This is a genomic window from Arenibacter sp. F20364, assembly GCF_023015905.1.
Lineage (GTDB): Bacteria > Bacteroidota > Bacteroidia > Flavobacteriales > Flavobacteriaceae > Arenibacter.
This window is the reverse complement of sequence record NZ_JALKBD010000028.1, coordinates 43,639-66,725: the sequence shown is the minus strand read 5'-3', so window position 1 is coordinate 66,725 and position 23,087 is coordinate 43,639. Positions and strand designations below refer to the sequence as shown.

General features: G+C 39.3%; 22 protein-coding genes. 15 read left to right on the top strand and 7 right to left on the bottom strand.

Annotated features, from left to right (window positions below; translation table 11 throughout):
* The first annotated feature begins 661 nt into the window (after window positions 1-661).
* Complete coding sequence (locus tag MWU84_RS18915; RefSeq protein ID WP_246904551.1) at window positions 662-3,412, top strand: PD-(D/E)XK nuclease family protein; 2,751 nt, start codon at window positions 662-664, stop codon at window positions 3,410-3,412.
* A gap of 2 nt (window positions 3,413-3,414) precedes the next feature.
* Here the strand turns inward: MWU84_RS18915 and MWU84_RS18910 are convergent, their stop codons facing one another.
* Both MWU84_RS18910 and MWU84_RS18905 read right to left on the bottom strand, forming a co-directional pair.
* On the bottom strand, window positions 3,415-4,128 hold the full coding sequence (locus tag MWU84_RS18910) for an SDR family oxidoreductase (RefSeq protein WP_246904550.1): 714 nt from the start codon (window positions 4,126-4,128) through the stop codon (window positions 3,415-3,417).
* A gap of 205 nt (window positions 4,129-4,333) precedes the next feature.
* Window positions 4,334-5,176, bottom strand: a complete 843-nt coding sequence (locus MWU84_RS18905; protein ID WP_246904549.1) for a universal stress protein — start codon at window positions 5,174-5,176, stop codon at window positions 4,334-4,336.
* Between the two features lie 265 nt (window positions 5,177-5,441).
* Here MWU84_RS18905 and MWU84_RS18900 point away from each other — a divergent pair, with 265 nt between their 5' ends.
* The 5 genes from MWU84_RS18900 (at window position 5,442) to MWU84_RS18880 (ending at window position 8,699) form a co-directional block, all read left to right on the top strand.
* The gene (locus MWU84_RS18900) at window positions 5,442-5,711 is read left to right on the top strand and encodes a hypothetical protein (RefSeq protein ID WP_246904548.1); all 270 of its coding nucleotides are present in this window, start codon (window positions 5,442-5,444) and stop codon (window positions 5,709-5,711) included.
* Window positions 5,712-5,997: 286 nt separating this feature from the next.
* On the top strand, window positions 5,998-6,651 hold the full coding sequence (gene deoC, locus MWU84_RS18895; protein ID WP_246904547.1) for a deoxyribose-phosphate aldolase: 654 nt from the start codon (window positions 5,998-6,000) through the stop codon (window positions 6,649-6,651).
* 45 nt (window positions 6,652-6,696) lie between these two features.
* Window positions 6,697-7,395 carry a purine-nucleoside phosphorylase gene (deoD, locus tag MWU84_RS18890; protein WP_246904545.1) on the top strand — a complete coding sequence of 233 codons (699 nt, stop codon included), beginning with the start codon at window positions 6,697-6,699 and terminating at the stop codon, window positions 7,393-7,395.
* Between the two features lie 183 nt (window positions 7,396-7,578).
* The gene (locus tag MWU84_RS18885; RefSeq protein ID WP_246904544.1) at window positions 7,579-8,031 is read left to right on the top strand and encodes a DUF2267 domain-containing protein; all 453 of its coding nucleotides are present in this window, start codon (window positions 7,579-7,581) and stop codon (window positions 8,029-8,031) included.
* A 203-nt stretch (window positions 8,032-8,234) separates the two neighbouring features.
* A complete protein-coding gene (locus tag MWU84_RS18880) occupies window positions 8,235-8,699 on the top strand; it encodes a DinB family protein (protein ID WP_246904542.1) in 465 nt (154 codons plus the stop codon).
* A gap of 3 nt (window positions 8,700-8,702) precedes the next feature.
* On the opposite strand, the gene MWU84_RS18875 is transcribed toward MWU84_RS18880, so the two are convergent.
* Window positions 8,703-9,095, bottom strand: a complete 393-nt coding sequence (locus MWU84_RS18875; RefSeq protein ID WP_093977620.1) for a DUF302 domain-containing protein — start codon at window positions 9,093-9,095, stop codon at window positions 8,703-8,705.
* A gap of 456 nt (window positions 9,096-9,551) precedes the next feature.
* The gene (locus MWU84_RS18870) at window positions 9,552-10,418 is read right to left on the bottom strand and encodes an OmpA family protein (protein WP_246904540.1); all 867 of its coding nucleotides are present in this window, start codon (window positions 10,416-10,418) and stop codon (window positions 9,552-9,554) included.
* A gap of 354 nt (window positions 10,419-10,772) precedes the next feature.
* On the opposite strand from MWU84_RS18870, the gene MWU84_RS18865 reads away from it, so the two are divergent.
* From MWU84_RS18865 to MWU84_RS18855, 3 genes are read left to right on the top strand one after another with little or no spacing between them, the layout of a single operon-like run.
* Window positions 10,773-11,282: a hypothetical protein gene (locus MWU84_RS18865; protein WP_246904539.1), complete on the top strand. Its 510-nt coding sequence runs from the start codon at window positions 10,773-10,775 to the stop codon at window positions 11,280-11,282.
* A gap of 51 nt (window positions 11,283-11,333) precedes the next feature.
* Complete coding sequence (locus MWU84_RS18860) at window positions 11,334-11,930, top strand: CDP-alcohol phosphatidyltransferase family protein (protein ID WP_246904537.1); 597 nt, start codon at window positions 11,334-11,336, stop codon at window positions 11,928-11,930.
* Between the two features lie 14 nt (window positions 11,931-11,944).
* Window positions 11,945-13,162 carry a metallophosphoesterase gene (locus MWU84_RS18855; protein ID WP_246904536.1) on the top strand — a complete coding sequence of 406 codons (1,218 nt, stop codon included), beginning with the start codon at window positions 11,945-11,947 and terminating at the stop codon, window positions 13,160-13,162.
* Window positions 13,163-13,218: 56 nt separating this feature from the next.
* Here the strand turns inward: MWU84_RS18855 and MWU84_RS18850 are convergent, their stop codons facing one another.
* The 3 genes from MWU84_RS18850 to MWU84_RS18840 are packed head-to-tail and all read right to left on the bottom strand — an operon-like array spanning window position 13,219 to window position 15,779.
* Window positions 13,219-14,208, bottom strand: coding sequence for an MlaD family protein (locus tag MWU84_RS18850; protein WP_246904534.1), 990 nt, complete (start codon window positions 14,206-14,208; stop codon window positions 13,219-13,221).
* Window positions 14,209-14,212: 4 nt separating this feature from the next.
* Window positions 14,213-14,995 (bottom strand): ATP-binding cassette domain-containing protein, encoded by a 783-nt coding sequence (locus tag MWU84_RS18845; RefSeq protein ID WP_246904532.1) that lies wholly within the window; start codon window positions 14,993-14,995, stop codon window positions 14,213-14,215.
* A 1-nt stretch (window position 14,996) separates the two neighbouring features.
* Window positions 14,997-15,779 (bottom strand): ABC transporter permease, encoded by a 783-nt coding sequence (locus MWU84_RS18840; protein WP_246904530.1) that lies wholly within the window; start codon window positions 15,777-15,779, stop codon window positions 14,997-14,999.
* Between the two features lie 156 nt (window positions 15,780-15,935).
* On the opposite strand from MWU84_RS18840, the gene MWU84_RS18835 reads away from it, so the two are divergent.
* The 6 genes from MWU84_RS18835 (at window position 15,936) to MWU84_RS18810 (ending at window position 23,081) form a co-directional block, all read left to right on the top strand.
* Window positions 15,936-16,889 carry a L,D-transpeptidase gene (locus MWU84_RS18835; protein WP_246904528.1) on the top strand — a complete coding sequence of 318 codons (954 nt, stop codon included), beginning with the start codon at window positions 15,936-15,938 and terminating at the stop codon, window positions 16,887-16,889.
* 83 nt (window positions 16,890-16,972) lie between these two features.
* On the top strand, window positions 16,973-17,548 hold the full coding sequence (locus MWU84_RS18830) for a peroxiredoxin-like family protein (RefSeq protein WP_246904527.1): 576 nt from the start codon (window positions 16,973-16,975) through the stop codon (window positions 17,546-17,548).
* Window positions 17,549-17,712: 164 nt separating this feature from the next.
* Complete coding sequence (locus MWU84_RS18825; protein ID WP_246904525.1) at window positions 17,713-18,540, top strand: hypothetical protein; 828 nt, start codon at window positions 17,713-17,715, stop codon at window positions 18,538-18,540.
* Between the two features lie 145 nt (window positions 18,541-18,685).
* Window positions 18,686-20,026 (top strand): NAD(P)-binding domain-containing protein, encoded by a 1,341-nt coding sequence (locus tag MWU84_RS18820; protein WP_246904523.1) that lies wholly within the window; start codon window positions 18,686-18,688, stop codon window positions 20,024-20,026.
* 5 nt (window positions 20,027-20,031) lie between these two features.
* Window positions 20,032-21,870: a cytochrome c3 family protein gene (locus tag MWU84_RS18815; protein ID WP_246904521.1), complete on the top strand. Its 1,839-nt coding sequence runs from the start codon at window positions 20,032-20,034 to the stop codon at window positions 21,868-21,870.
* The gene (locus tag MWU84_RS18810) at window positions 21,846-23,081 is read left to right on the top strand and encodes a cytochrome c3 family protein (protein WP_246904519.1); all 1,236 of its coding nucleotides are present in this window, start codon (window positions 21,846-21,848) and stop codon (window positions 23,079-23,081) included. Before MWU84_RS18815 ends, MWU84_RS18810 begins: the two co-directional genes overlap by 25 nt.
* Window positions 23,082-23,087: the final 6 nt, after the last annotated feature.

Sequence of the window (23,087 nt, the reverse complement as noted above, 5' to 3'; positions counted from 1 at the left end):
TTTGAAGGCAATGTTCAATGGAACTGAATCAGGCACTTTGTTTTATCGGTATTATGTAGGTTGACGGAACAAAGAAACGGCCTATTTTTCAATTTACTTAAGTGGTTATTGTTGTTTTTTATAGGTTCTCGTGAATCTTCGATTTCGTCTTAAATCAAGTGGTTTCCACATTGGCTGGGGGAAGCCGTCCATAGAGCATTTCACCCAAGTGAAAGCGGCCTGGACGATGCGGCCGTGGAAAGTGCGTAGATCTAAAGAAATATAAAATCAGCCTAGCCCTGGCTACAGCTGGCTCCTCCTAACCAAGGTGGCAGCACCTTGGTTCTTAGGCCCTGGTCGTTTTTTGGGCGATGCAAAAAATGAACAGACACCAACTCTGGGATAGCGAATTCTATCTTCTTCAAATTTATCAATAACTTATGGGATTGATCTAAATATACCATGACCAGAAATTATTTTATTTTTCATAATGGAACCGAGTGCATGCTTTCGTTCTATTTATTATAATTAAATTACCCGATAATTGCAGACAACTGTATTATAAAAGGTGCCATCGTATAAACGGTATTCCTTAGCGGTTGTAGAGTTTGTTGAACTATGGCAAATTATAACTGCCAACTCCAGGTGGTCTGCCTATGAACCTAAAACAAAATATAATCCGTTGAAAAGCTTTCTCGAACAGGTAGTTGATGAATTATTACATACCTATGACTCCTTAGACGATCTGATCTTAATTCTGCCTAGTAAACGGGCGGGTACTATTTTAAGGACAACATTGGCCAATGCGGCCAATAAAACTATTTTTTCACCTAAAATATATAGTATTGAGGGATTTGTGGAACAAATTTCCAATTTGCAGACGGCTTCCAGTATGGAGCAACTTTTTATTCTTTACAAAGCGTATTCGTCCATGGAATATGAAGAAAAGGATAACTTTTCCACCTTCTCCAAATGGGGTCAGACCTTATTACAGGATTTTAATGAAATAGATAGATATCTTATAGATACCAAGGATATATTTTCCTATTTGGCCAACATTCAGGAAATAAATCATTGGTCATTACAGAAGGAAAAATCTGAATTAATAACGAATTACATTAAATTTTGGAATAACCTTGAACCGCTCTATAACACTTTCAACGATTTGCTGAAAGCCCAGAAATTAGGTCATCAGGGTCTAATTTATCGTACGGCTTGCGAACAGTTGAAGGACTATTTAGGCAATAACAAAAACAATACGCATGTGTTCATAGGCTTTAATGCATTAAACACAGCGGAATCTTACATTATCCAGGAAATACTGGCCAAGACCAAAGCGGATATTTTTTGGGATGGAGATTCATATTTTGTTCAGGATCCCATACACGACGCTGGCTACTTTATAAGGCAACATTTGAATACTTGGCCCTGGCTTAAGGGCAAGGCGTTAAAGGGTATTGAAAGCAATTATTTATCCAAAAAGAGTATTAAAATTATAGGCGTGCCCAAAAATGTTTCCCAGACGAAGTACGTAGGAAACCTTTTGTTGAAACTAAATAATGAGGATAGCAACATTCTTAAAAACACGGCTATAGTACTGGGAGATGAAACCTTGTTGAACCCACTTTTAAACTCTATACCTTCCGAGTTGGATGCTGTGAATATAACTATGGGATATCCTTTAAAGAGTACTCCTTTGGCCAGTTTGTTTTCCCAATATCTCTCTATCCATATTAAAAAGGATTCCCAAGGTTGGTATTATCAACAGGTGTTGGATTTCTTATCGCATCCCTACATTCAAATTTTATGCACGGATAAGCAACAAAATAAGGCTACTGATATAAGCGAGGCTATTAGAGCCAAAAATTGGGCGTTTATAACCTCTGACAATTTACGTTCCCTAGGGGAAGGAAATGAAGATTTGTTGGGGTTACTTTTTTATCAGGAGGAGGTTTCAGGTACTGTTTTTCTATATAAATGCCATCAAATTATCCAAAGCTTAAGGGAAAGGTTTGTTTTGGTCAAGGACTCCCTAGGATTAGAGTACTTGTACAAGTTTTACTCTCTGTTCAATCAACTTCAGGACATGGTGGAGCAATATTCGTTTGCCAACGACCTAAAATCCTTGGAAAGCCTTTATTTGGAAATTATAAGGAACGAAACCCTGGATTTTCAAGGAGAACCCTTGGAAGGCTTGCAAATAATGGGAATGTTGGAAAGTAGGGTGCTCGATTTTGAAACCGTAGTTCTAACTTCAGTTAACGAAGGTATACTCCCTTCCGGTAAGTCCAATAATTCCTTTATCCCTTTCGATCTAAAAAAATATTACAAGCTCCCTACTTATAAAGAAAAGGATGCCGTATATACCTATCACTTTTATCGCTTATTACAACGGGCAAAAAACATTTACTTGGTGTACAATACTGAACCGGATGTTCTGGAAGGTGGAGAGAAAAGTAGGTTGCTGACCCAACTACTTACTGATGAAAATAAATTTGGAGATATCACTGAGATTATTGCGGCACCTGAAATTATTCCGTCTATCAAGGTTTTACAGACCATAAAAAAGGATGAAGGTCTTATGGACCTGATCAAGGCCCATGCCTCCAAAGGATTTTCTCCCACTTCCCTGAGCAACTATATCAGGAACCCCATAGACTTTTATAAAAGAAATCTATTGGGAATAGACGATATCCAGGAAGTGGAGGAAACCGTTGCCAACAATACTTTTGGAACCATTGTACACGATACCTTGGAGGACCTGTATAAGCCATATTTGAACACCTATTTGGAGGTTTCCATGCTACAGGAAATGAAAATGAAAGTTAGACCTCTTGTGATAGACCACTTTGCAAAAAGCTTCGCCGATGGGGATATCTCCAGAGGGAAAAACCTAATTGCATTTAATGTGGTAGTAAGGTATGTGGAAAATTTTCTAAAACTGGAATTGGCAGAAGTGGAACAACATCAAATAAGAATATTGGGGGTAGAGGAAAAACTACAGATGGATATTAATGTTCCTGGGCTCGATTTTCCTGTGGTCTTAAAAGGAAAATTGGACCGGATCGACGAAAAGGATGGGACTCTGAGAATTATCGACTATAAAACCGGTAAGGTAATAACCTCCCAAGTTGAAATTGTTGATTGGGAAGATGCCATTGGGGACTACAATTACAGCAAAGCCTTTCAATTGTTGTGTTATGCTACAATGTACAACAATGTTAAAACTATTGGTACTATTGAAGCAGGGATAATTTCCTTTAAAAATTTAAGTTCAGGCCTTCTAAAATTTGCCACAAAAGAAAAAAAAGGCAGTAGAAAAAAGGATAATTCAATTACCCAAGAAACTATTGCCAATTTTATGGAATGCCTTAAAACTTTAATTTTTGAAATCGGTAATCCCCAGATACCGTTTACCGAAAAAGAGGTTTAGGCTTATTTTAAATCAGGCCGTGTAGGTCTTACCTCTATCTTGCTGGGCAAGGTTCTTGGGTTCATTTGTAAAAGATCTAAAACCAGTTCGCCAATATCTTCCGGTTGTATCTTCCATGCATCGTCTGGAGAAGGCTCATGTCCGTTAAAATTAGTGGCAACGGAACCTGGCATTATAGTAGAGACCTTAATATCATAGGGTCTTAAATCCAACATGGCCGCTTGGGTAAAGCCTACTACCCCAAATTTGGTGGCATTGTATCCCGCACCGTTGGCAAAAAAATTGGTGCCTGCCAAACTTGCCACTGTAATATAATACCCTTTAGATTGCTTTAGCGCTTCAACAGAAGCCTTCAGCGAGTGAAAAACACCGTTTAAGTTGGTGTTTACCATCTCATGCCAAAGGGTATCGGAAATTTGGTCTACAGGAGCAAAATGTCCAACCCCGGCATTGGCAAGTACCACATCCAATTTTCCCCACTTATCCAAAATCTTCTCAACCGCCGCCTTCTCATCACCAAGTTTTGATACATCTGATGCAATGGCCAGGACATTTTCTTCTTGACCAAGTTCTTTGGCAGCTTTTTCGGCATTTTCCAAGAGCCTGCTACTAATGGCCACCTTCATTCCCGCTTTTAATAATTTTGAAGCTATCCCAAATCCTATACCCTTGGAGCCCCCTGTAATATAGGCTACCTTATTTTTTAAATCATTCATGTTGTTTAGTTTTAGGTGAAATTAAAATTATAAGGGCAGAAAATAAAAAAGTAAGCGTTATTGTTTTCTTAAACTCGGACCATGATAGATCCCAAGTACTTACATTCTGTGACAAAAAGGCCAAGGCAGTACTTAGCCAGTGCCAACCTTGTCATTAAACCTAGTTGTGGTGGCAGTGGCAATATAACCTTAAGTAGTAGGAATCCTATAAATTAGGCTCATTAAAACTAAGTAGGGGAATGCTGATGTGTTCCTCCATTTTTGCAACCATGCTTACATGGAATATTTTTTGAAAGAAGCCCTTTTCTTCCCGCTCCAGCAGCACCAATAAGTCCGCCCCTATAGTATTGGCATGTACCTTAAGCTTATCTTGGATATTGTCCGAGAAGATCAATTCGAACTTTATGGAGGAATCGTCAACCTCTTGCCTAAGCATATCCTTAAACCACTCCATTTGCTCTTTTCCGGCATAATCTTTTTCAGTGGAGATATGTACTATATGTATTTTTGCTCCAAGCAATTTTGCCATTGGAACAAGTTTTTTAAGGGCCAAAATATCCGCTTCCATAAAATCCGTTGCATACAATATAGTTTTTATGGCCTTGTCTTCAACGTTGTTGGGTATAATTAATAGGGGACATGGAACTTTTTCCTGAAGTCCCTTTCCAATATTGCCCACAAAAAGACCGCGATCGGTATGTTTATCCTTTCTGCCTATGATTATCATATCTGTTGCAGTGTCCTTGGTTTTTTCCAAAATTCCATTGGATACAGAATCGTTGTGGATCACTTCAACTTGTAATGTCTTATTATCCACAGTAATGCCCAGATGTTTGGTGCAATAGGCCGATAAAATCTCGGTTTGCTCTTGGATTACGTGGTATTCAATTTGGGCAGCGGGGCGCGATACAGAAACCCGTAAAGGTTCCATTTCATGAATATAAAGCACCAATAAGCTCGCGTTTAATTTCTGGCTTAAGTGGTAAGCATATTTTAGTGCTGGTACAGCATGATCACTGCGATCAGTGGCATATAGTATAGTCTTCATCGTATCTTTATTTAAGGAATAAATCTAAAGGCTATTGATGAAAATAAATATGATATTGGTCATAAGTATCCGCATAAGATGTTTCAGAGCAATAGGCATTGCCAAGGTGAAGCAGGATTATATTAGCCTAATGGCGATTCCTGTGCAAAATTTCTATGTTAAGGTCCTTGTAGTCCAAAATACATATAAACTGATCTGTATCATTACGAAGGTGAATTATCTGCTGTACTTTAGTAGTAATTGGAATTTAAAAAACCGAAACTTTATGAAAGCTATTGCAAAAATTGGCAACCTAATTTCTAACAATGACAAGCTAATGATTCTTCGTAATCTTAGTCGGATTATGGATATTAGGGTAATAGACCTTGAGATCGACACGGGAAGGCTTATTTTTCTTTACTATAGTCCAATAGGTCTGGAACAAGTGAAACAAGAACTTTGGAGGATCGGATATCCTATTAGGCACTTTAAATTCTTGTCCCCAAGAAGTCCCAATTTGCAAAATGACGGTAAGAACGAAACTGCCTTCGCCTAATTCCATCTTCGTCCACCTTATGCATTTAATATTATTTGGCATTCTATGTTTAAGCCAATTCTCACTGGCTTGGCAATCACCATGAATTTATGTATTTCAGTTAGAAAATGGAAATACTACGGGAGGTGCAAGCTTTTATTTTCTATATATTCTCTTTAATCACATATTCTGTCCACCTATTATTTTGATGATGGTTGTCATAAAATAACATACTAAAGTGGATTACTTTTGGTAAAATGTGTTCCCCTATGAAACACGGAACTACCCAACAAATTTAATTTGACAAATGCAAGTTGAAAATTTTATTGAGCATACTTTATTAAAGCCTAACGCAACAGAAGATGATATTAAGCAACTTTGTGCGGAGGCTTTGAACTATAATTTTTATGGGGTATGTATCAACGGATGTCATCTTTCCCTGGCAAAGGAGCTCCTTAAGGATTCGCGGGTAAAGTTGGTTTCGGTGGTGGGATTTCCTTTAGGAAGTATGTCTACCAAGGCAAAGGTAAACGAGGCCAAGGATTATATGGAGGAGGGGGCCAATGAACTGGATATGGTATTAAATATTGGGTGGTTAAGATCTGGTTATAATTTAGCAGTACAAGAGGAAATAGCCCAAGTAAAAGAAGTTATGGGGCAAAATGTATTAAAGGTTATTTTGGAAACCTGTTATTTAACGGATACAGAAAAAATTACCGCATGCCAATTGGCGGTAAGAGCCAAAGCAGATTTTGTAAAGACTTCAACTGGCTTTGGCCCCGGTGGGGCATCTTTTGAAGATGTAGCACTAATGAAGAAAGCCGTTGGCAACAAAATTGGAATAAAGGCATCAGGAGGAATCAAGGAGGCCCATATGGCCCAAAAATATATTGATCTGGGTGTTTCCAGAATAGGTACCTCTTCTGGAGTAGCCATAGTAACGAATCAAAAAGGAAGGTAGAGTACTTGCAGTCCTCTGGAAATTAATTAGGAAATAGAATAAAATATGAGCACACATATTGAAGCCCAGAAAGGTGAAATTGCAGAAACCGTACTTATGCCAGGAGATCCGTTACGGGCCAAATGGATAGCGAATACCTTTCTTGAAAATCCCATCTGCTATAATCAGGTTCGCGGAATGCTTGGATATACCGGTACCTTCAAGGGCAAACGGATATCGGTTCAAGGAAGTGGCATGGGCATTCCTTCCGCATTGATCTATTATCAGGAATTGATAAAAGATTATGGAGTAAATAACCTAATTCGCGTAGGCACCGCAGGCTCTTATAAAAAAGAGGTGAAATTACGTGATATTGTGCTGGCCATGGCAGCTTCCACCACCTCGGGAATCAATAATTCTAGATTTATAAACGCTGATTATGCCCCAACGGCCGACTTCGATTTGTTTATGAAGGCCGCACTTTACGCCAAGGAAAATGGTATGGCCATAAAGGCAGGGAATGTACTATCTTCAGATGAATTTTATGAGGATGATCCGGAATCATACAAATTGTGGGCAAAATTCGGAGTACTTTGTGTAGAAATGGAGGCGGCCGGACTTTATACCATTGCTGCGAAGTATAATGTTAAGGCCTTGACAATATTAACGATTTCTGATTCTTTGGTCACTGGCCAAAAATCCAATTCCATAGAAAGGGAAACTACTTTTCATGATATGATAGATATAGCCCTAAATATTGCTTAAGGCAGGGATGGGAATTTTTTAATTCACTATATTTTAAGACTTTAGGGGAATCCAAGGCCAGCAGTCCGGTATTTTTTGATATACTTAAATCAAGTTAAGCAACCATTATTGTAAAATGACCCAGATCATTTTACAATTGAAAAGATATGCCCATTTTTGTGTAAATCCCAAGAATAGGAAATCATGGCACTAAATTTTAATCAATACGCTACGGAAGGGCATACCTTCTTAAAGGATTACACTAAACAAATGGATATGGGCAAAGATACCGACAAGGCCGGCCGAATTCTAACATCTATTCTTCATGCCTTAAGGGAAATTATTCCCGTAGCGGAATCCTTGCAATTCATCGCCCAGATGCCCATGTTTCTGAAGGCTGTTTATGTTAACGGATGGACCGTAAAAAAGGAGAAGCCCAAAATTAAGAATATGACCGGATTTTTGGATTTGGTTAGACAGTTCGATGGACCTGCAGCAATAAACGATTTTGAATATAGTGACGAAGTAGCTGAAGAATATGTAAATACCACATTTATTTTTTTACGAAAATATGTCTCCCAGGGAGAAATGTCCGATATCCGGGATAGCCTTCCAAAAAATCTAAAAGGGATGATCTTTAATAACTTAACTTTCTAAATACCAATGCCATGACCTTATTTATAGCACTTTTAGTCTATGTCTTTGTTTATTTAATATCTTTTGTATTAAAAAAATATTCTAGAAGGGTCTGATATTTTTTGGATGTCAACTGTTTATTGTGTGTCTGGGATATTTTATGTTATTTCAGCAACTTTTTAACTAAAATAAACCTTTGAATGTCTTAAATTAATTGAATTCACATGAAATCAAAGACACAATTATTTATTGAATTATGGCAAGAGGCCAGGATCCGGTTTTCCGATCAATTGCCCTCTATAACACAAGAGGATCTAAACAAAAGATTATTACCCGGTCCCAACAGCATAGGTTTTCTTATTAGGCACATTGGAGATGTTGAGCTACTTTATGCCAAGAACGTATTTGGTGAAAATGGGATAAAGGACGAAAATGTAATTGCAAAAACGGTCATTGCCCAACAGGATAATGGGGGGTGGTCTTATCTTTCGGAATTGTTGGAATATGTGGAATATTCATTCCAAATGCTTAGATCGGTATTGGAAAAACTACGAGAGGAAGATTGGGAGGCCACAGTTACCTCCAAAGAATTTGGTACCAAGACCAAGGCGGAGGCGTTTGGTAGGATTGTATCCCACACCATTCACCATTCAGGGCAAATAGCCATTATTAAAAAGTATGGTTCTTAGGGATTAATGGATTTTTTCTACAACCCTTTTTAATTTTTCGCCCACTTCATCCGCTATGTTCATTAAATCCTTATTAATTACCGCCTGCATGGACGCCAAGGGGTTTACCGCGGCAATTTCCACAAGCCCAGGCTCCTTCTCCATAACAATTACATTACAGGGCAACATGGTGCCGATTTTATCTTCGGCCTGTAAGGCTTTATGCGCAAAGGGAGCGTTGCAGGCACCCAAAACCATGTAATTATAAAAATCTACATCCAATTTCTTCTTTAAGGTAGCCTTCATATCTATTTCCGTCAGCACCCCAAAGCCCTCTTCCTGCAGGGCCAATTTGGTTTTTTCCACTGCTTTTTCAAAAGGGGTATTTCCAATTGTTTTATTAAAATAGTATTCCATAATGAAAATATTTTTGTGTTTTAATATAGTAATTAATCTGCTGTTTTTTTAATCCATTTAAATCGGTCTCTGACCTAAAGAAGTTAAGATAGTCCTTCCATAAAAGGACGATATACAAAAAAAGGATTGGGATATCTAGATATCCCAATCCTTAATGTCCGGGCTTGGGCAGCACTTGTGCACTTATCCGGGTCCCGAGCAACAAGCTACAAATGTAACAGCGGTGCAAGGGGGTAGGGTAATAAGGCTCAAGTGGTTACTTGTGCGCCGGTTTATGGTCGCTAAGGCATTACTGCTTAGAAACTTTATTTTTATTTCTTTCAAAGAACGATTGCTTTTTTAATAATAGTAAGATACGGCTATCATATTGGATACGAAATGACATAGATCAGTTGGGTGTTTTTTTCTGATTTTTTAATAAAGGAAGTAGGATTATTACGTTTCCTTTTAAGTATATTATCCTTTTCCCTGCCCCTCGACATTCGTGGTTGGAGGTTCTAGCAGTTCAAAGAATTGATCTAGCTTGGGTAAAATGATAATTTCTGTCCTACGGTTAATTGCTCTGCCTTCTTTGGTGGCATTGGTAGTCTTGGGAAGGTATTCAGATCTTCCCCCAGCGGTCATTCTTAGGGGTTGTACCCCAAATTTAGTTTGCATCAATCGTACAATGGAGGTCGCCCTTTTTACACTTAAATCCCAGTTATCGGTCATACAGTCTGTAGATATGGGTACATTGTCCGTATGTCCCTCCACTAAAATATCCAGTTCCTTATGATCATTAATAATTTTGGCTATTTTGCCAATAACTTCTTCTGCCCTGTTGCTTATATTATAACTCCCAGAACGGAAAAGCATTTTGTCCGAGATAGAGACATAGACTACTCCTTTTTTCACCTCGATATTTATATCCTCATCGTCAAAATTGTCCAAGGACCTTTTTAAGTTCATGACCAATACCAGATTTATAGAGTCTTTTCGCTGCATGTTACTGGTAAGGTCCTTTATGTATTTATTCTGCTCGTTTAGGGCTTCCAAAGACTTTTTAATGCTCTCCGCTCCGGATTTACTCACTACGGATAGATCTGAAAGTCGGGCCAAAAGGTCCGTATTGGTACTTTTAAAGTATTCCATTTGTTGCTCCAAGGATTTGGATCTGTTTTTCTCATTGGCCAATCCGGCTTCCAGTAAACTAATTTGGTTCTTGCTGGTATTTAATTCATTTTCACAATTTACTGCCCGGTCTTGCATAGCAGTATATTTTTTTTGGCTTACACAGGAAGTAAAAAGTGTAAGTGCCAATACATAAAGAAATAGTGTTTTCATAGTCATAAGTTTACGGGATAATAGTAGTCCCCTAAAGAAAGTAACAATTCAAAAGGTATCAAATGATAAATATCATGTAGGGTATTGGTCTTTAAGTTTTTAGAGTTCGGTATTCTTTATTCCAAACACTTCATCAATTAGGTTGCCTGAACTGGATCTGCCTAATATTAAATTAAATATGTGGGTTGAATGCATAACTGACAATGGTCATAGGGCGGTCTACAGTTAAGGTATAGCTTTATAATCCTTAGTAGGAATTATAGGTTCTGTCCACAACCCTATACTAGAGGGTTAAAGATACGTGCTACTTGTACTTTTCCTTCTTAATGGCGGTATTTTAAAAGATAGAATTATATGAAAAAATTTAGAAAGATAATACTTGTGCTATTATCGATTGCTGTGGTCTTCTTGGTGTTTATGTTTTGGTATCAAAATGAATACGCTATGGATCAGGCCCAGAAATACGAGGTAAATACTCCTGGGGGAAATTCCAGATTGCTTGTGGCTACACAGGGAAGTGAATTTAAAAATATGATTACTACGGCCATTGTGGATTATTACAAAACGGAGGCGGTGTATATTAAGGTAATCGATGTTTCCGCTTTGGTGGGTGTAAATCCTATCAATTACGATGCCCTATTGGTAATCCACACCTGGGAGAATTGGAAGCCACCCTCAGCGGTTAAATCGTTTATGGACAGAACCACCGATTATAGGGACAAGATGGTTGTCCTGACCACTTCGGGCGAAGGCTCCTACAAAATGGAAGGCGTGGATGCTTTGACGGGAGAATCTATTTTGGACGAAACTCCCAGGTACGTGGGTGAAATTATTGAAAAATTAAATCCTATGCTAAAGTTGTAAGTTTTGCGATACGCTTTCTTGTCATAGGATTAATAATACTGATGAATAGCTATGTATAATATAAAAAACTTCAATATTGCCGATTGGTTTTCCTTTTATCGCATTATGGCCGTACCCCTATTGCTTGCTCTAATTTGGTATGGGGAACGGGAATGGTTTAGTTGGATGCTACTTATAAGTTATGCTACCGATGCCATTGATGGGTTTTTGGCCAGGAGATTAAAAATTTCGAGCGCTAGGGGATCGCAGTTGGATTCTATGGGAGACCAGGTAACCCTTATTATTGGATTGATAGGTCTTTTCTTTTTTGAAAATAATTTCATCAAGGAAAACTTACTTCTAATAATAATTGCATTTGTACCATACTTGATTCAGATGTCCATTGCTTTTGCGAAATACGGTAAGGCCACAGCCTTTCATACCTATTTAGCCAAATTATCTGCCATTACCCAAGGGATTTTTATTTTATGGCTATTGTTTTTTGGACCGGTATATTGGCTGTTTTATGCCATGATTGTTTTGGGGGTACTGGAAACTGTTGAGGAAATTACTCTTATCTTTATGTATGATAGCTGGGTAGAGGATGTAAAAGGTTATTTCTGGGCGTTGAAGGATAAAAGACGACTTGCGAATAACAATAACCAATAGCAAAACCCCTTTTAATGCGATCCTACACTTTTTTTGCAATAGCCCTTTTATGTTTGGCCTTATTACTAATAGATTCCTTGGCCTTTTTCTGGCTTAAATCTATCATGGAGCCTATTGATTCTTCCAACATCAAGAACAGTATTTTTATCGCCTTTTGGTTTTTTACCATAGGACTAATTGTTTCTATTTTGGTTTTGAAAATTAGACTGGAAAGTATATCACCTTATAGAAAGCAACTTCTTATATCATCCTTATATGGACTAACGGTTTCCTCCTTTATTCCCAAGCTAATATTTGTAGTAGTTATTTCCACACTTTATTTTTCAAATTTTTTGATCTCAGGGGAGAAATCCTTGCTCATCATTCCTTTAGTAGGTGTTTTTTTTGGTTTTTTACCATTCTTCGTTATTGTGTATGCCGTATTCAGGGCTGTGTACAGATTTAAGGTACACCATGTAGTTATAAAATCGGATTTGCTCCCCCAAAATTTTAAAGGGCTGCGCATAGTTCAAATATCCGATCTTCATTTGGGGAGTTTCAATTATCGGTATCATATACTGCGTCGAGCCATTAAAACCATAAATGATTTGAAGCCCGATTTTATTTTTTTTACTGGCGATTTAGTTAACAATTATGCTTGGGAATTAAATGGATGGGAGGATGTATTAAAGACGCTGACCGCCCAACAGGGAAAATATTCGGTTTTGGGAAATCATGATTATGGGGACTATAGTAAATGGGAATCCGAAGAGGAGAGAAACAACAATTTTGGGGATATTAAAGACTTTCATGCCCAAATTGGGTTTAAGCTTTTGCTGAATGAAGCCGAATGCGTTGAAAACAACGGAGAAAAAATTGCAATTGTGGGAGTGGAAAACTGGGGGAATCCACCCTTTAAACAATACGGGGACCTTCAACAATCCCTACAGGGAGTAGAGGGTGTAGGGTTTAAAATTTTATTGTCCCATGACCCCTCGCATTGGAGCGAGGAAGTGGTGAATAAGACCAATATAGCGCTTACGCTCTCAGGGCATACCCATGGTATGCAGGCGGGAATCAACATTAAAAACAAAGAATGGAGTCCCATAAAATACAAATACAAACATTGGGCAGGACTATATCGATTGGGCCATCAATTTCTATATGTAAGCCGTGGATTGGGGTGGATGGGATTTCCTGGCCGATTGGGCATGCGTCCGGAAATTACCCTAATAGAGCTTGAGAAAGAATAGTGGGATTATTTTGTTTTCCATCTACCTGTTTCAAAGTATAACGGCCTTCAAGGTGCTTATTCATCATTTTTTTCCAGCTTCTTTTTTTCCTCTTTTTCCTTCTTTTTGAAGTAGCGGCGGGTGAGAAAGTTATGCTTTAAGGCTTCCGTAACCTCGTTGAAATTTTTGACTCCCTCTGTGATGTTTTCCATGCTGGTTTCCAATTGACCTACCAATACGGTGTCTGTGGCCAAATAATTAATAGCTCCTTTCCCTGTTTTAATATCCCCGATGACCGAATTTAAGTCCTTGGACATTTTTTCGATCTCTATGCTGGAATTTTCTAGATGGGAAATAATATTGCTCATTTTATCGCCGGTAATGGAGTCCTTTAAAAGAACACCGGCAGTACTATTATCAAAATCCAACTGCTTTACAATCTGGTTTATCTCTGCGATCATTATATTGGCCTCATTACTGGTATGTTTAAGATTGGTAATGGTTTGGTGCAGTTCCTCGGCCATAAGGGAATCGTTCAACAACCTGCCAAAGGTGCCTTTGCCCTGGGTCAGGGATCTCGTTACCTTCAGCAGGTCTTGCGTTAATAGAGCAGCATTTTCATTGGTTTGGTTAAGGGTGTTCAACATATCTTGGGTAGCCACCCTGCTAAAGGATTGTAATTCGTCCCCTGGGCCAATGTGGGTTGTCTTTCCTTCTCCGGGAACAATATTGATCAGCATGCTGCCGACAAGTCCATCGGAACCAATAGTGGCTACGGCATCTTTTTTAATGTGATTTTGCATTTTTTCCTCAATAATCATATGTACTCGAATAGTGGTATCGTTGATCATTTCAATCTTGTTCACTGTGCCTACATTTATACCTGAAAAGCGTACGTTATTACCATTTTGAAGTCCGTTTGCATTTTTAAAAATTGCGGTTATGGGAATGGTCTTTCCAAACATATTTTGTCTGTTCCCAATTAAATAGGCGGCAACTACGAGTAGTGCCGTGCCGATGACGACGAATATCCCAAGTTTCAAATTTTCTAGTTTTGTCTTTGCCATGATCTTATTTTTTAAAAAACGCATCTACTTTTGGATCTGTGGATTTTGATAATTCTGAATAGGTACCTTCGGCATAATTAATACCATCTACCAAAAGTATCATCCGTTCTGAAATTACACGGGCACAATCCACATCGTGGGTAATAATTAGGGAAGAAGTCCCGTATTTCTTTTGTATAGAACGCATTAATTCTATAATCTCCTTGGAGGTAATGGGGTCCAGGCCACTGGTAGGTTCATCATAGAGGATTACCTTTGGTCTTAAGATTAGGGTGCGGGCCAGGGCAACCCTTCTTTTCATACCCCCGGATAATTCAACGGGCATTAGATCCATGGTATGTGCCAATCCAACATTTTCAAGTGCTTCCCGCACTAGCGGTTCAGTATCCGAAACTACTCCCAATTTTTCTTTGTGCCTGCGCATGGGAAATTCCAAATTCTCACGTACCGTCATGGAATCGTATAGCGCACTTCCCTGAAAGAGAAATCCGATATCCGAACGCAATTCATCCAAGGTTTGCTGGTCCAAAGTGTTTATTTCCTTGCCCAGCACTTTAACCGTTCCACTATCGGGCTTTACCAAACCAACAAGGCATTTGATCATTACCGATTTGCCGGAGCCCGACTTCCCCATGACCACTAGGTTTTCCCCTTCCAGTAAGGTCATGTTAAATCCGTTCAAGACGTGATTGTCCCCAAAACTTTTATAAAGGTCCTTAATCTCTATAACCGCCTTTCCGCCTTTGGCAGATTCATTTGAAGTTGTTATTTGGTCCGGGTCTGTCATATTAAAGCTCATAAAAAATATCCGAAATAAATACCGCTATAAAATCTATCACAAACAGAAGTAAGGATGCCATGACCACGGCGGTATTGGCCGCTATCCCTACGCCTGCGGTTCCTTTTTTGGAATAATAGCCTTTATAACAGCCCACCAATCCTATTGCAAATCCAAAAAAGAACGATTTAATAGTGGCCGGTACCAGGTCACTAAAGGACAAAGCATCGAAGACCGTATTAAAATAGAGTTGAAAGGAAACATCTCCCTTTAAATTTTCTACCAGTGCCGATCCGTAAAGCGCTACCAAATCGCCATAAAGCACTAAAATAGGGAGCATTAAAGTGGTGGCCATTATACGCGTTATTACTAAATACTTAAAGGGGTTGGTCCCTGAGACTTCCATGGCATCAATTTGTTCGGTAACCCGCATGGAACCTAATTCGGCCCCTATCCCTGATGCAATTCGGCCCGCACAGATAAGAGCGGTAATTACAGGTCCTATTTCCCTTACAATAGAGATTCCTACCATGTTGGGCATCCAGGAAACAGCTCCGAATTGAATAAGGGTGGGTCTAGATTGTAGGGTAAGTACCAGTCCAATAATAAAGCCTGTTACTGTTACCAACATTAGGGACCTATTTCCCATTTGATAGCATTGGCGTATAAGTTCCTTAAACTCGAATGGGGGTTTTAAGACCTCCCTTAAAAATCGGGCAGCAAAATGGGAGAGATCCCCTATCTCTACGAAAAATTCCTTCACCCCTTTAAATAATGTAGATGTGTTGCCCATACCTAAATCCCTTTGTAAGGGTCTATTTCATCAAAGATAGCATGAAAGAAAAGGGCTTAAAATGAGGAATGTCATATGGTGTGGTGTGACCAATGTCATTTTATAATTCTTTGAGCCGTATTAGTTTTGATTAAAATAACACCAAATTTTACCAATATGGTTAAATCGAAAGTGATCCTTCTCCAGCTATTAGTTCTTTTGATGGTTTCCTGTAATGTTAACCGACCTATTTCCACAGAAAGATTCTCCGATTCAAAACGCCCTTCCCCTGGGAAAGAGGTGGTGCGGCAAAAGAATATCCCTAAGAAAGCCAGACCCCTAAAGGCATATGTTGATCGGGACATTAGGGTGGCCAATTACTTTGATTATATGGATGCCTTGGTTAAGCAGTACGATTCCTTGGTGCCCTATTCTTTGTCCGAACATGTGCTGGTACATGCCAATCCTTGGATAATGGATACTTTGGCCAATACGGATTATTATAGGCAAATGGCAAAAGATTCCTTTGTTTACGATCAACGGAAAATGATTGTACTAAGGGCCAATGATTCTTTGTTGATACCGGATACAGAAATGGGGAAGCAACTTATTACTGATATGGAAAATACATTGATAGTTGTAAATATTCCCGAATATAGGCTCCGCATTTATCAAGATTCCTTGTTGTTATATACCTTTCCGATCAGGGTAGGACAGGACAGAAAAAGATATTTGGCCATGGGCGATCGCGTTACAGATCTAAGGACCAAGACAGGAAAAGGCAAGATTGTAAGGTTGGAGCGGGATCCCAGTTTTTATAATCCAGTTACAGGCAAGCGGTTTTATGTGACCAGAAGGGATGACAAAAAAACGACCATAATGCCCACCATTCCATGGATAGAAACAGAAATTAATGGTATTCGCAACGGGCAGATGATACATCCCACGACTAATCCAGAAACATTGGGCAAGGCATCTTCCAATGGATGTATTGGGGTTACCGAGGCAGATGCGTGGATAATTTATTACCATGCGCCCTTAAATACCCCTGTCCAAATACGCTATGATCTGGATATTTTGGATGAAAATGGGGAAGTACAGAAATTGAAGGACATCTATAACTATCAATAGCTTACCTAATCTATTGTGAAATGACTATTTTTGGCTGTCCGCAGATTTTGTTATTAAAAATTTTGCGCTTCAAATAGTTTCTTATGAGTGAATTAAAGGATTTTCAAAAGTTGGTTATCGCCAATGCTTCTGAAGTAAAAGGGCTTTCTAAGGGAGATAGGGCGCCCAATTTTAGTCTGCCCAATGCATCTGGTAAAAATATATCACTATCCGAAGCCTTAAAATCAGGAATTGTGATCATAAAATTTTATCGTGGCGAATGGTGCCCTATATGCAATTTAGATCTTCGGGAAATACAGAATCACCTGCCCCAAATCAAGTCTTATGGTGCCTCCTTAATTGCTATAAGTCCGCAAAAACCGGATGATGCACTAACGGCTATTCAAAAAAATGAACTCGAATATGAGGTGCTCAGTGACGCAGATCAGGAAGTGATAGAAGTGTACAACCTTCAGTTCGATCCAGGAGAGGATTATCACCAGCGGCGGGATTTGACCGTTTTGAACGGTGGAGGTTTAAAAACCTTACCAGTTCCGGCTACGTTCATAGTAAATACTAACCAAATCATTGAAGAGGCACATGTTGAGGCTAATTATACAGAAAGGATGGGTCCCACAGAAATAATAGAGGTGCTTAAGGGGATGGGTAACAAGGTTTAGCGGTTTAATATAAATGGCTGTCAGGTACATTTTGGGAATGCCTATTTGTCCAATACCGTGCTAATTCCAATTGTTAATAATACATACTTACGTGAAATCCAATAATTCCTAAAAAAACCCGTTTTAATCAATAGCACTATCACTTACAAAAGGTGCTTTGAAGAGTGAATAAATCAGTACATACGGTATATATTTTTACAATGGTGACCCTTACCGTTTTGGTCACTGTTTACCTTCTTTATACAGGTTATACCTACTATGGAACCCCTTTGGAAGAACGTTTCTATCACCCCAGACACAATTGGTTTAAACCTAGCGGGATTTATGGCCAAGGATTGGGAATTATTGGTACATTTTTGATAGTATTTGGAGTGTCAATTTACATCGCCAGAAAGCGATATAACTTTTTAGCCAAATATATTCGTCTTAAATACCTGTTGGAATTTCATATTTTTCTTTGCACTTTGGGTCCTGTCCTAGTGCTTTTTCATACCGCTTTTAAATTTGGAGGTATTGTTTCCGTGGCATTTTGGAGCATGGTCGCCGTTGTTTTAAGTGGTGTTGTAGGTAGATTTATTTACAATCAGATTCCCAAGACCATAGAAGGTAGGCAATTGACAATGAACGAGGTTAAGAGTATGCAGACCGATCTTGCGGTTGTTATACACCAGAAATTTCATTTGGAATCCAATACCTTGGATATCATTTCCAATTTGATGAAAGAGGAAAACACCTTGGACAGCGGAAAGAAGATGGGCTATTTGAGAAAAGTGCTCAATAGAGGTGATTTGCCCAAAGAAGATCGAAAAGGTATTTTAAAAATGGTCAAGCAAGAAATATCCCTTTCCAAAAAAATAAAGCGACTGGAAAGGATGCAAAAACTTTTTAAATATTGGCATGTAGTGCACATGCCCTTTGCTATAATAATGCTTGTCATTGTGGTTATTCATGTGGCCGTAACCTTGGCTTTTGGCTATAGATGGATTTTCTAATAATTAGGAATGGGAGTTGTTAAAAGTATTAAATTTTACAGCTTATTGTCATAAAAATTGGACGAGTGTAACTTTTATTGAAAAAGTTCCAATTATAAGTAGGGAATAACAACTTTCAGTTGTTTTAATAATAAATATTATTCCGATGGATGAAGTTTTACTGGAACAGCTGCTAGTTTATGGTACCGTATTTCTTCTATGTACCGTCATTATTTTTTTATATCTGAGGAAGAAAATAGTAAAATCTGCCAAAACCGAGGTAAAGGTTCAAGTGGCGAAGGAAGAGGGACTTTATGAACCAATTTCATTGTATCCCCATATCGACCTTGGTACCTGTATTGGCAGTGGTGCCTGCATTACTGCTTGCCCGGAAAAAGATATCTTAGGGATTGTTGATGGTATTGCCACAGTAATCAATACCTCAAATTGCATTGGCCATGGAGCCTGTTTTCATGCCTGTCCGGTTGAAGCAATTACTTTACGTATAGGTACAGAATCAAGGGGCGTGGAACTGCCACATGTTAACGAGGACTACGAAACCAATATCAAAGGCATGTACATTGCTGGAGAATTGGGAGGTATGGGACTTATAAAAAACAGTGTGGAACAAGGCCAGCAGGCTATGGAAAATATTGCCAAGAATAAAAAGCCGTCCAAAGAAAATGTATTGGATGTGGTAATTATAGGAGCTGGTCCCGCGGGTATTTCCGCCACCCTTGCCGCTAAAGAGCATAAACTTAGCTCTGTGACCCTTGAACAGGATTCTTTGGGAGGAACAGTCTATACTTTTCCAAGGTCGAAAATCGTAATGACAGCTCCCATGGATTTGCCACTTTATGGGAAAGCCAAATTGTACAATACCTCCAAGGATGAATTATTACAATTGTGGAAAACGGTAATTTCCGAACACAATTTGAATATTATTGAAAACATTAAGGTGGAGAGTATAGTTCCTATTGATGATGAGGTGTTTAAAATAATGACCAATACTGGCGATGAATACCTATGCAATCAAGTGCTTTTATCCATTGGTCGACGGGGTACCCCAAGAAAATTGGGTGTTCCAGGTGAAGATTCACAAAAGGTTGCCTATCGTTTGCTGGAGCCGGAGCAAATTTCCCGTAAGAAAATAATCGTTGTAGGAGGGGGAGACTCGGCAATTGAATCGGCATTGCTATTAAAAGATGAGAACGAAGTAATCCTTTCCTATAGAAAAGATAAATTCTCTAGGTTAAAACCTAAGAACAAGAAAAAAATTGAACAGTCGATGTCCGATAAATCCATTCGTGTTGAATTTAATTCTAACTTAGTGTCAATTGCCGATAATACGGTTTTGATGAAGTTGGAAGATGAGGATATCGAAATCGAAATTGAGAATGACCTAGTGTATATTTTTGCGGGGGGAGAACTGCCAACAAGCTTTTTACAGAACGCTGGGGTAGAAATATCCAAACGTTTTGGACACGTAATGAAAAAACATAAATAAATGGTTTGAAATCCATTTCCATATATACCGCCCTACTTGTATTATTGACCATCTACATGGGATATGGCCAGATATCTCCTGGTGACCTGACCAAGGCCCATGCCGATTTGGAAGGCATGTCCAATTGTACCCAATGCCATGATTTGGGGAATAAGGTTACCGACAAAAAATGCTTGGAATGCCATAAGGAAATTCAAAGTTTGGTCAACAAAAAACAAGGGCTGCATGGTCAGACCGATGTTATAAAACAGGATTGTTTTCAATGCCATAGTGAACATCACGGAAGAAAATTCGATATGATTCACCTCGATGAGGACGCTTTTGATCATGAAAGCACAGGTTACGAATTGGCAGGTGCCCATGAGACGGTCGATTGCAGGAAATGCCACATATCTGAAAATATTGTAAATAACGATCTTAAACAAAGGGAAAAAACGTATTTGGGTTTGGATGAGACCTGCTTATCGTGTCATGATGATTACCATCAAAAAACTTTGGCAAGCAACTGTGTGGACTGTCATGATATGGAAGCCTTTAAACCGGCACCCAAATTTGATCATGACCAAGCCGATTTTCAGTTAAGCGGGGAACATTCCACGGTAGATTGTATTGAATGTCATAAGATGACCGTCAAAAATGGTAAGGAATTTCAAGAATTTACTGATATACCATTTGAGGATTGCATATCTTGTCACGAAGATCCCCACGATGCCAAAATACCCGGTCAATGTGCTCAGTGTCATACTGAAACCTCTTTTGCAACCTTTTCGGGACAGGACCAATTTGATCATAACCTTACTGATTTCACCTTAAAAGGTAGCCATCAAAAGACAGACTGCTTCAGTTGTCATTCCCGGTCCAGTGAACCTTTACAAGCTTTTCAGGACAGAAATAATATCAATGAGAATAGTTGTGTAAAGTGTCATAAGGACGTTCACGAAGGTAAATTTGGAACGGACTGTGTAAAATGTCATAGGGAGACTAGCTTTTTGGCCCTTCGCTCGATGGATTTCTTTGACCATGGTGTAACCGATTATCCATTGGAAGGAAAACATGTAGAGGTAGATTGTAAACAATGCCATAAAAAAAGGTTCACCACTCCCATAGATTTTGGGGCATGTACCAACTGTCATGTCGACTATCACAAGGGAGAATTCATAAAGAACGGCGTCTCGCCAGATTGTGTTCAATGCCATTCCTTGGAAAAAGGCTTTGATTATAGCCTATTTACTTTGGAACAGCATAAAGAAACTGAATTTCCTTTGGAAGGGGCACATATTGCGACCCCATGCTTTAGCTGTCACGTTAGCGAAGGTGATGATCGCTGGACTTTTCGAAATATGGGGGCCAACTGTGTAGATTGCCATCAGGATGTCCATGAGGGATACATAAGTGAAAAATACTACCCCAACGACGATTGTACGCGCTGTCATGCCAATGATGCATGGAGTTCCGTGAATTTTGATCATAACAAAACAGATTGGCCATTAACCGGTAAACATACCGAGGTGGAGTGCAGGGCATGTCATTTCAACGAATTAACTGTGAACGAACCAATTAAGGGCCAAAAATTCGCTAATTTAGAGAGTAATTGTGCCACCTGTCATGAAAATATTCATGATGACACCTTTGCTATTGACAGGGTTACCGATTGTAAACGTTGCCATATCACTTCAAGCTGGTTCCCGGAAGCGTTCAATCACGACTTGACCAATTTTCCTTTGGAAGGTAGACATGCCAAAATTCAATGTAGTGCATGTCACGAGATAGCCAATGCTAACGGAGAAGTAGAAGTAGTATACAAAATACAGAAATTTAGATGTATCGACTGTCACTTACAATAGTTGCCCTTATGGGCGTTTGGCATTTGTTTGCGCAATCACCTCATGGTGACCAGCTTGGAATGGATTGTGCCAAATGCCATAATCCTTCGGGGTGGACTATTGATAATTACGCGCTTCAGTTTGATCACGATAAAACAGAATTCCCATTGGAAGGTGCCCATGCCCAAGTAGATTGTAAACTTTGTCACAGTACATTAGTTTTTAATGAAGTGCCTTCTACGGACTGTGTTTCTTGCCATGTTGATATTCACAGCCAATCGGTGGGCAACGATTGTGTTCGTTGTCATACTTCCCAGACTTGGTTGGTAGACAATATTCCAGAACTGCACGAAGAAAATGGTTTTCCTTTGATCGGAGCCCATGGTAATCTTAGCTGCGTAGAATGCCACACTTCGGAAACGACCTTAAGGTTTGATAGGATTGGGAACGATTGTATTAGTTGCCATAGGGACGATTATGCCAGTACACAGAGCCCCAATCACGAAACCTCGGGATTTTCTACAGATTGTATAGAATGCCATAATCCTCTAGGTTTTGGATGGGATTCGGCAGGAGCTGGTAACCACGATTTTTTTCCGCTTACGGAAGGGCACGATATTCAAGACTGCACCCAGTGCCATACTACGGGAAATTATGCAGATGCATCACCTGAATGTGTTAGTTGCCATCAAGACGATTATGCAGGTACCCAAAACCCAAATCACGCTGCTTCTGGCTTTTCCACGGACTGTGCCTCCTGTCATACGACTGCTCCTGGATGGACCCCAGCGACCATCAACCATGACTTTTTCCCCTTGACCCAAGGGCATGACATTCAGGATTGTTCCCAGTGCCATACCACGGCCAATTATTCGGATACTTCTCCTGAGTGTGTAAATTGTCATCAGGATAATTATGAACAAACCAGCAACCCCAATCACCTGGCAGCCACTTTCCCTACCGATTGTGTGGCCTGTCATACTACCAATCCTGGATGGACGCCTGCAACATTTGACCACGATGCACAATATTTCCCTATTTATTCAGGAAAACATAGGCAAGGAGAGGTTTGGAACGATTGCGTGGAATGTCATGCCAATCCGGCCAGTTATGCGGATTTTTCCTGTTTCCAGTGTCATGGGCAAAATGAAATGGACGATAAACACAAAGAAGAAAATGGATATGAATATGTAAGCACTGCATGCCTAGAATGCCATCCCAATGGTAATTAATAAGAA

Excerpts from the sequence above, each read along its gene's own strand:
- MWU84_RS18860 (WP_246904537.1), top strand. The coding sequence starts at position 11,334 with ATGTATAATATAAAAAACTTCAATATTGCCGATTGGTTTTCCTTTTAT.
- MWU84_RS18855 (WP_246904536.1), top strand. The coding sequence starts at position 11,945 with ATGCGATCCTACACTTTTTTTGCAATAGCCCTTTTATGTTTGGCCTTA.
- MWU84_RS18845 (WP_246904532.1), bottom strand. The coding sequence starts at position 14,995 with ATGACAGACCCGGACCAAATAACAACTTCAAATGAATCTGCCAAAGGC.
- MWU84_RS18885 (WP_246904544.1), top strand. The coding sequence starts at position 7,579 with ATGGCACTAAATTTTAATCAATACGCTACGGAAGGGCATACCTTCTTA.
- MWU84_RS18900 (WP_246904548.1), top strand. The coding sequence starts at position 5,442 with ATGAAAGCTATTGCAAAAATTGGCAACCTAATTTCTAACAATGACAAG.
- MWU84_RS18870 (WP_246904540.1), bottom strand. The coding sequence starts at position 10,418 with ATGAAAACACTATTTCTTTATGTATTGGCACTTACACTTTTTACTTCC.
- MWU84_RS18820 (WP_246904523.1), top strand. The coding sequence starts at position 18,686 with ATGGATGAAGTTTTACTGGAACAGCTGCTAGTTTATGGTACCGTATTT.
- MWU84_RS18850 (WP_246904534.1), bottom strand. The coding sequence starts at position 14,208 with ATGGCAAAGACAAAACTAGAAAATTTGAAACTTGGGATATTCGTCGTC.
- MWU84_RS18875 (WP_093977620.1), bottom strand. The coding sequence starts at position 9,095 with ATGGAATACTATTTTAATAAAACAATTGGAAATACCCCTTTTGAAAAA.
- MWU84_RS18910 (WP_246904550.1), bottom strand. The coding sequence starts at position 4,128 with ATGAATGATTTAAAAAATAAGGTAGCCTATATTACAGGGGGCTCCAAG.
- MWU84_RS18835 (WP_246904528.1), top strand. The coding sequence starts at position 15,936 with ATGGTTAAATCGAAAGTGATCCTTCTCCAGCTATTAGTTCTTTTGATG.
- MWU84_RS18865 (WP_246904539.1), top strand. The coding sequence starts at position 10,773 with ATGAAAAAATTTAGAAAGATAATACTTGTGCTATTATCGATTGCTGTG.
- MWU84_RS18905 (WP_246904549.1), bottom strand. The coding sequence starts at position 5,176 with ATGAAGACTATACTATATGCCACTGATCGCAGTGATCATGCTGTACCA.
- deoC (WP_246904547.1), top strand. The coding sequence starts at position 5,998 with ATGCAAGTTGAAAATTTTATTGAGCATACTTTATTAAAGCCTAACGCA.
- deoD (WP_246904545.1), top strand. The coding sequence starts at position 6,697 with ATGAGCACACATATTGAAGCCCAGAAAGGTGAAATTGCAGAAACCGTA.
- MWU84_RS18840 (WP_246904530.1), bottom strand. The coding sequence starts at position 15,779 with ATGGGCAACACATCTACATTATTTAAAGGGGTGAAGGAATTTTTCGTA.
- MWU84_RS18810 (WP_246904519.1), top strand. The coding sequence starts at position 21,846 with ATGTATCGACTGTCACTTACAATAGTTGCCCTTATGGGCGTTTGGCAT.
- MWU84_RS18830 (WP_246904527.1), top strand. The coding sequence starts at position 16,973 with ATGAGTGAATTAAAGGATTTTCAAAAGTTGGTTATCGCCAATGCTTCT.
- MWU84_RS18880 (WP_246904542.1), top strand. The coding sequence starts at position 8,235 with ATGAAATCAAAGACACAATTATTTATTGAATTATGGCAAGAGGCCAGG.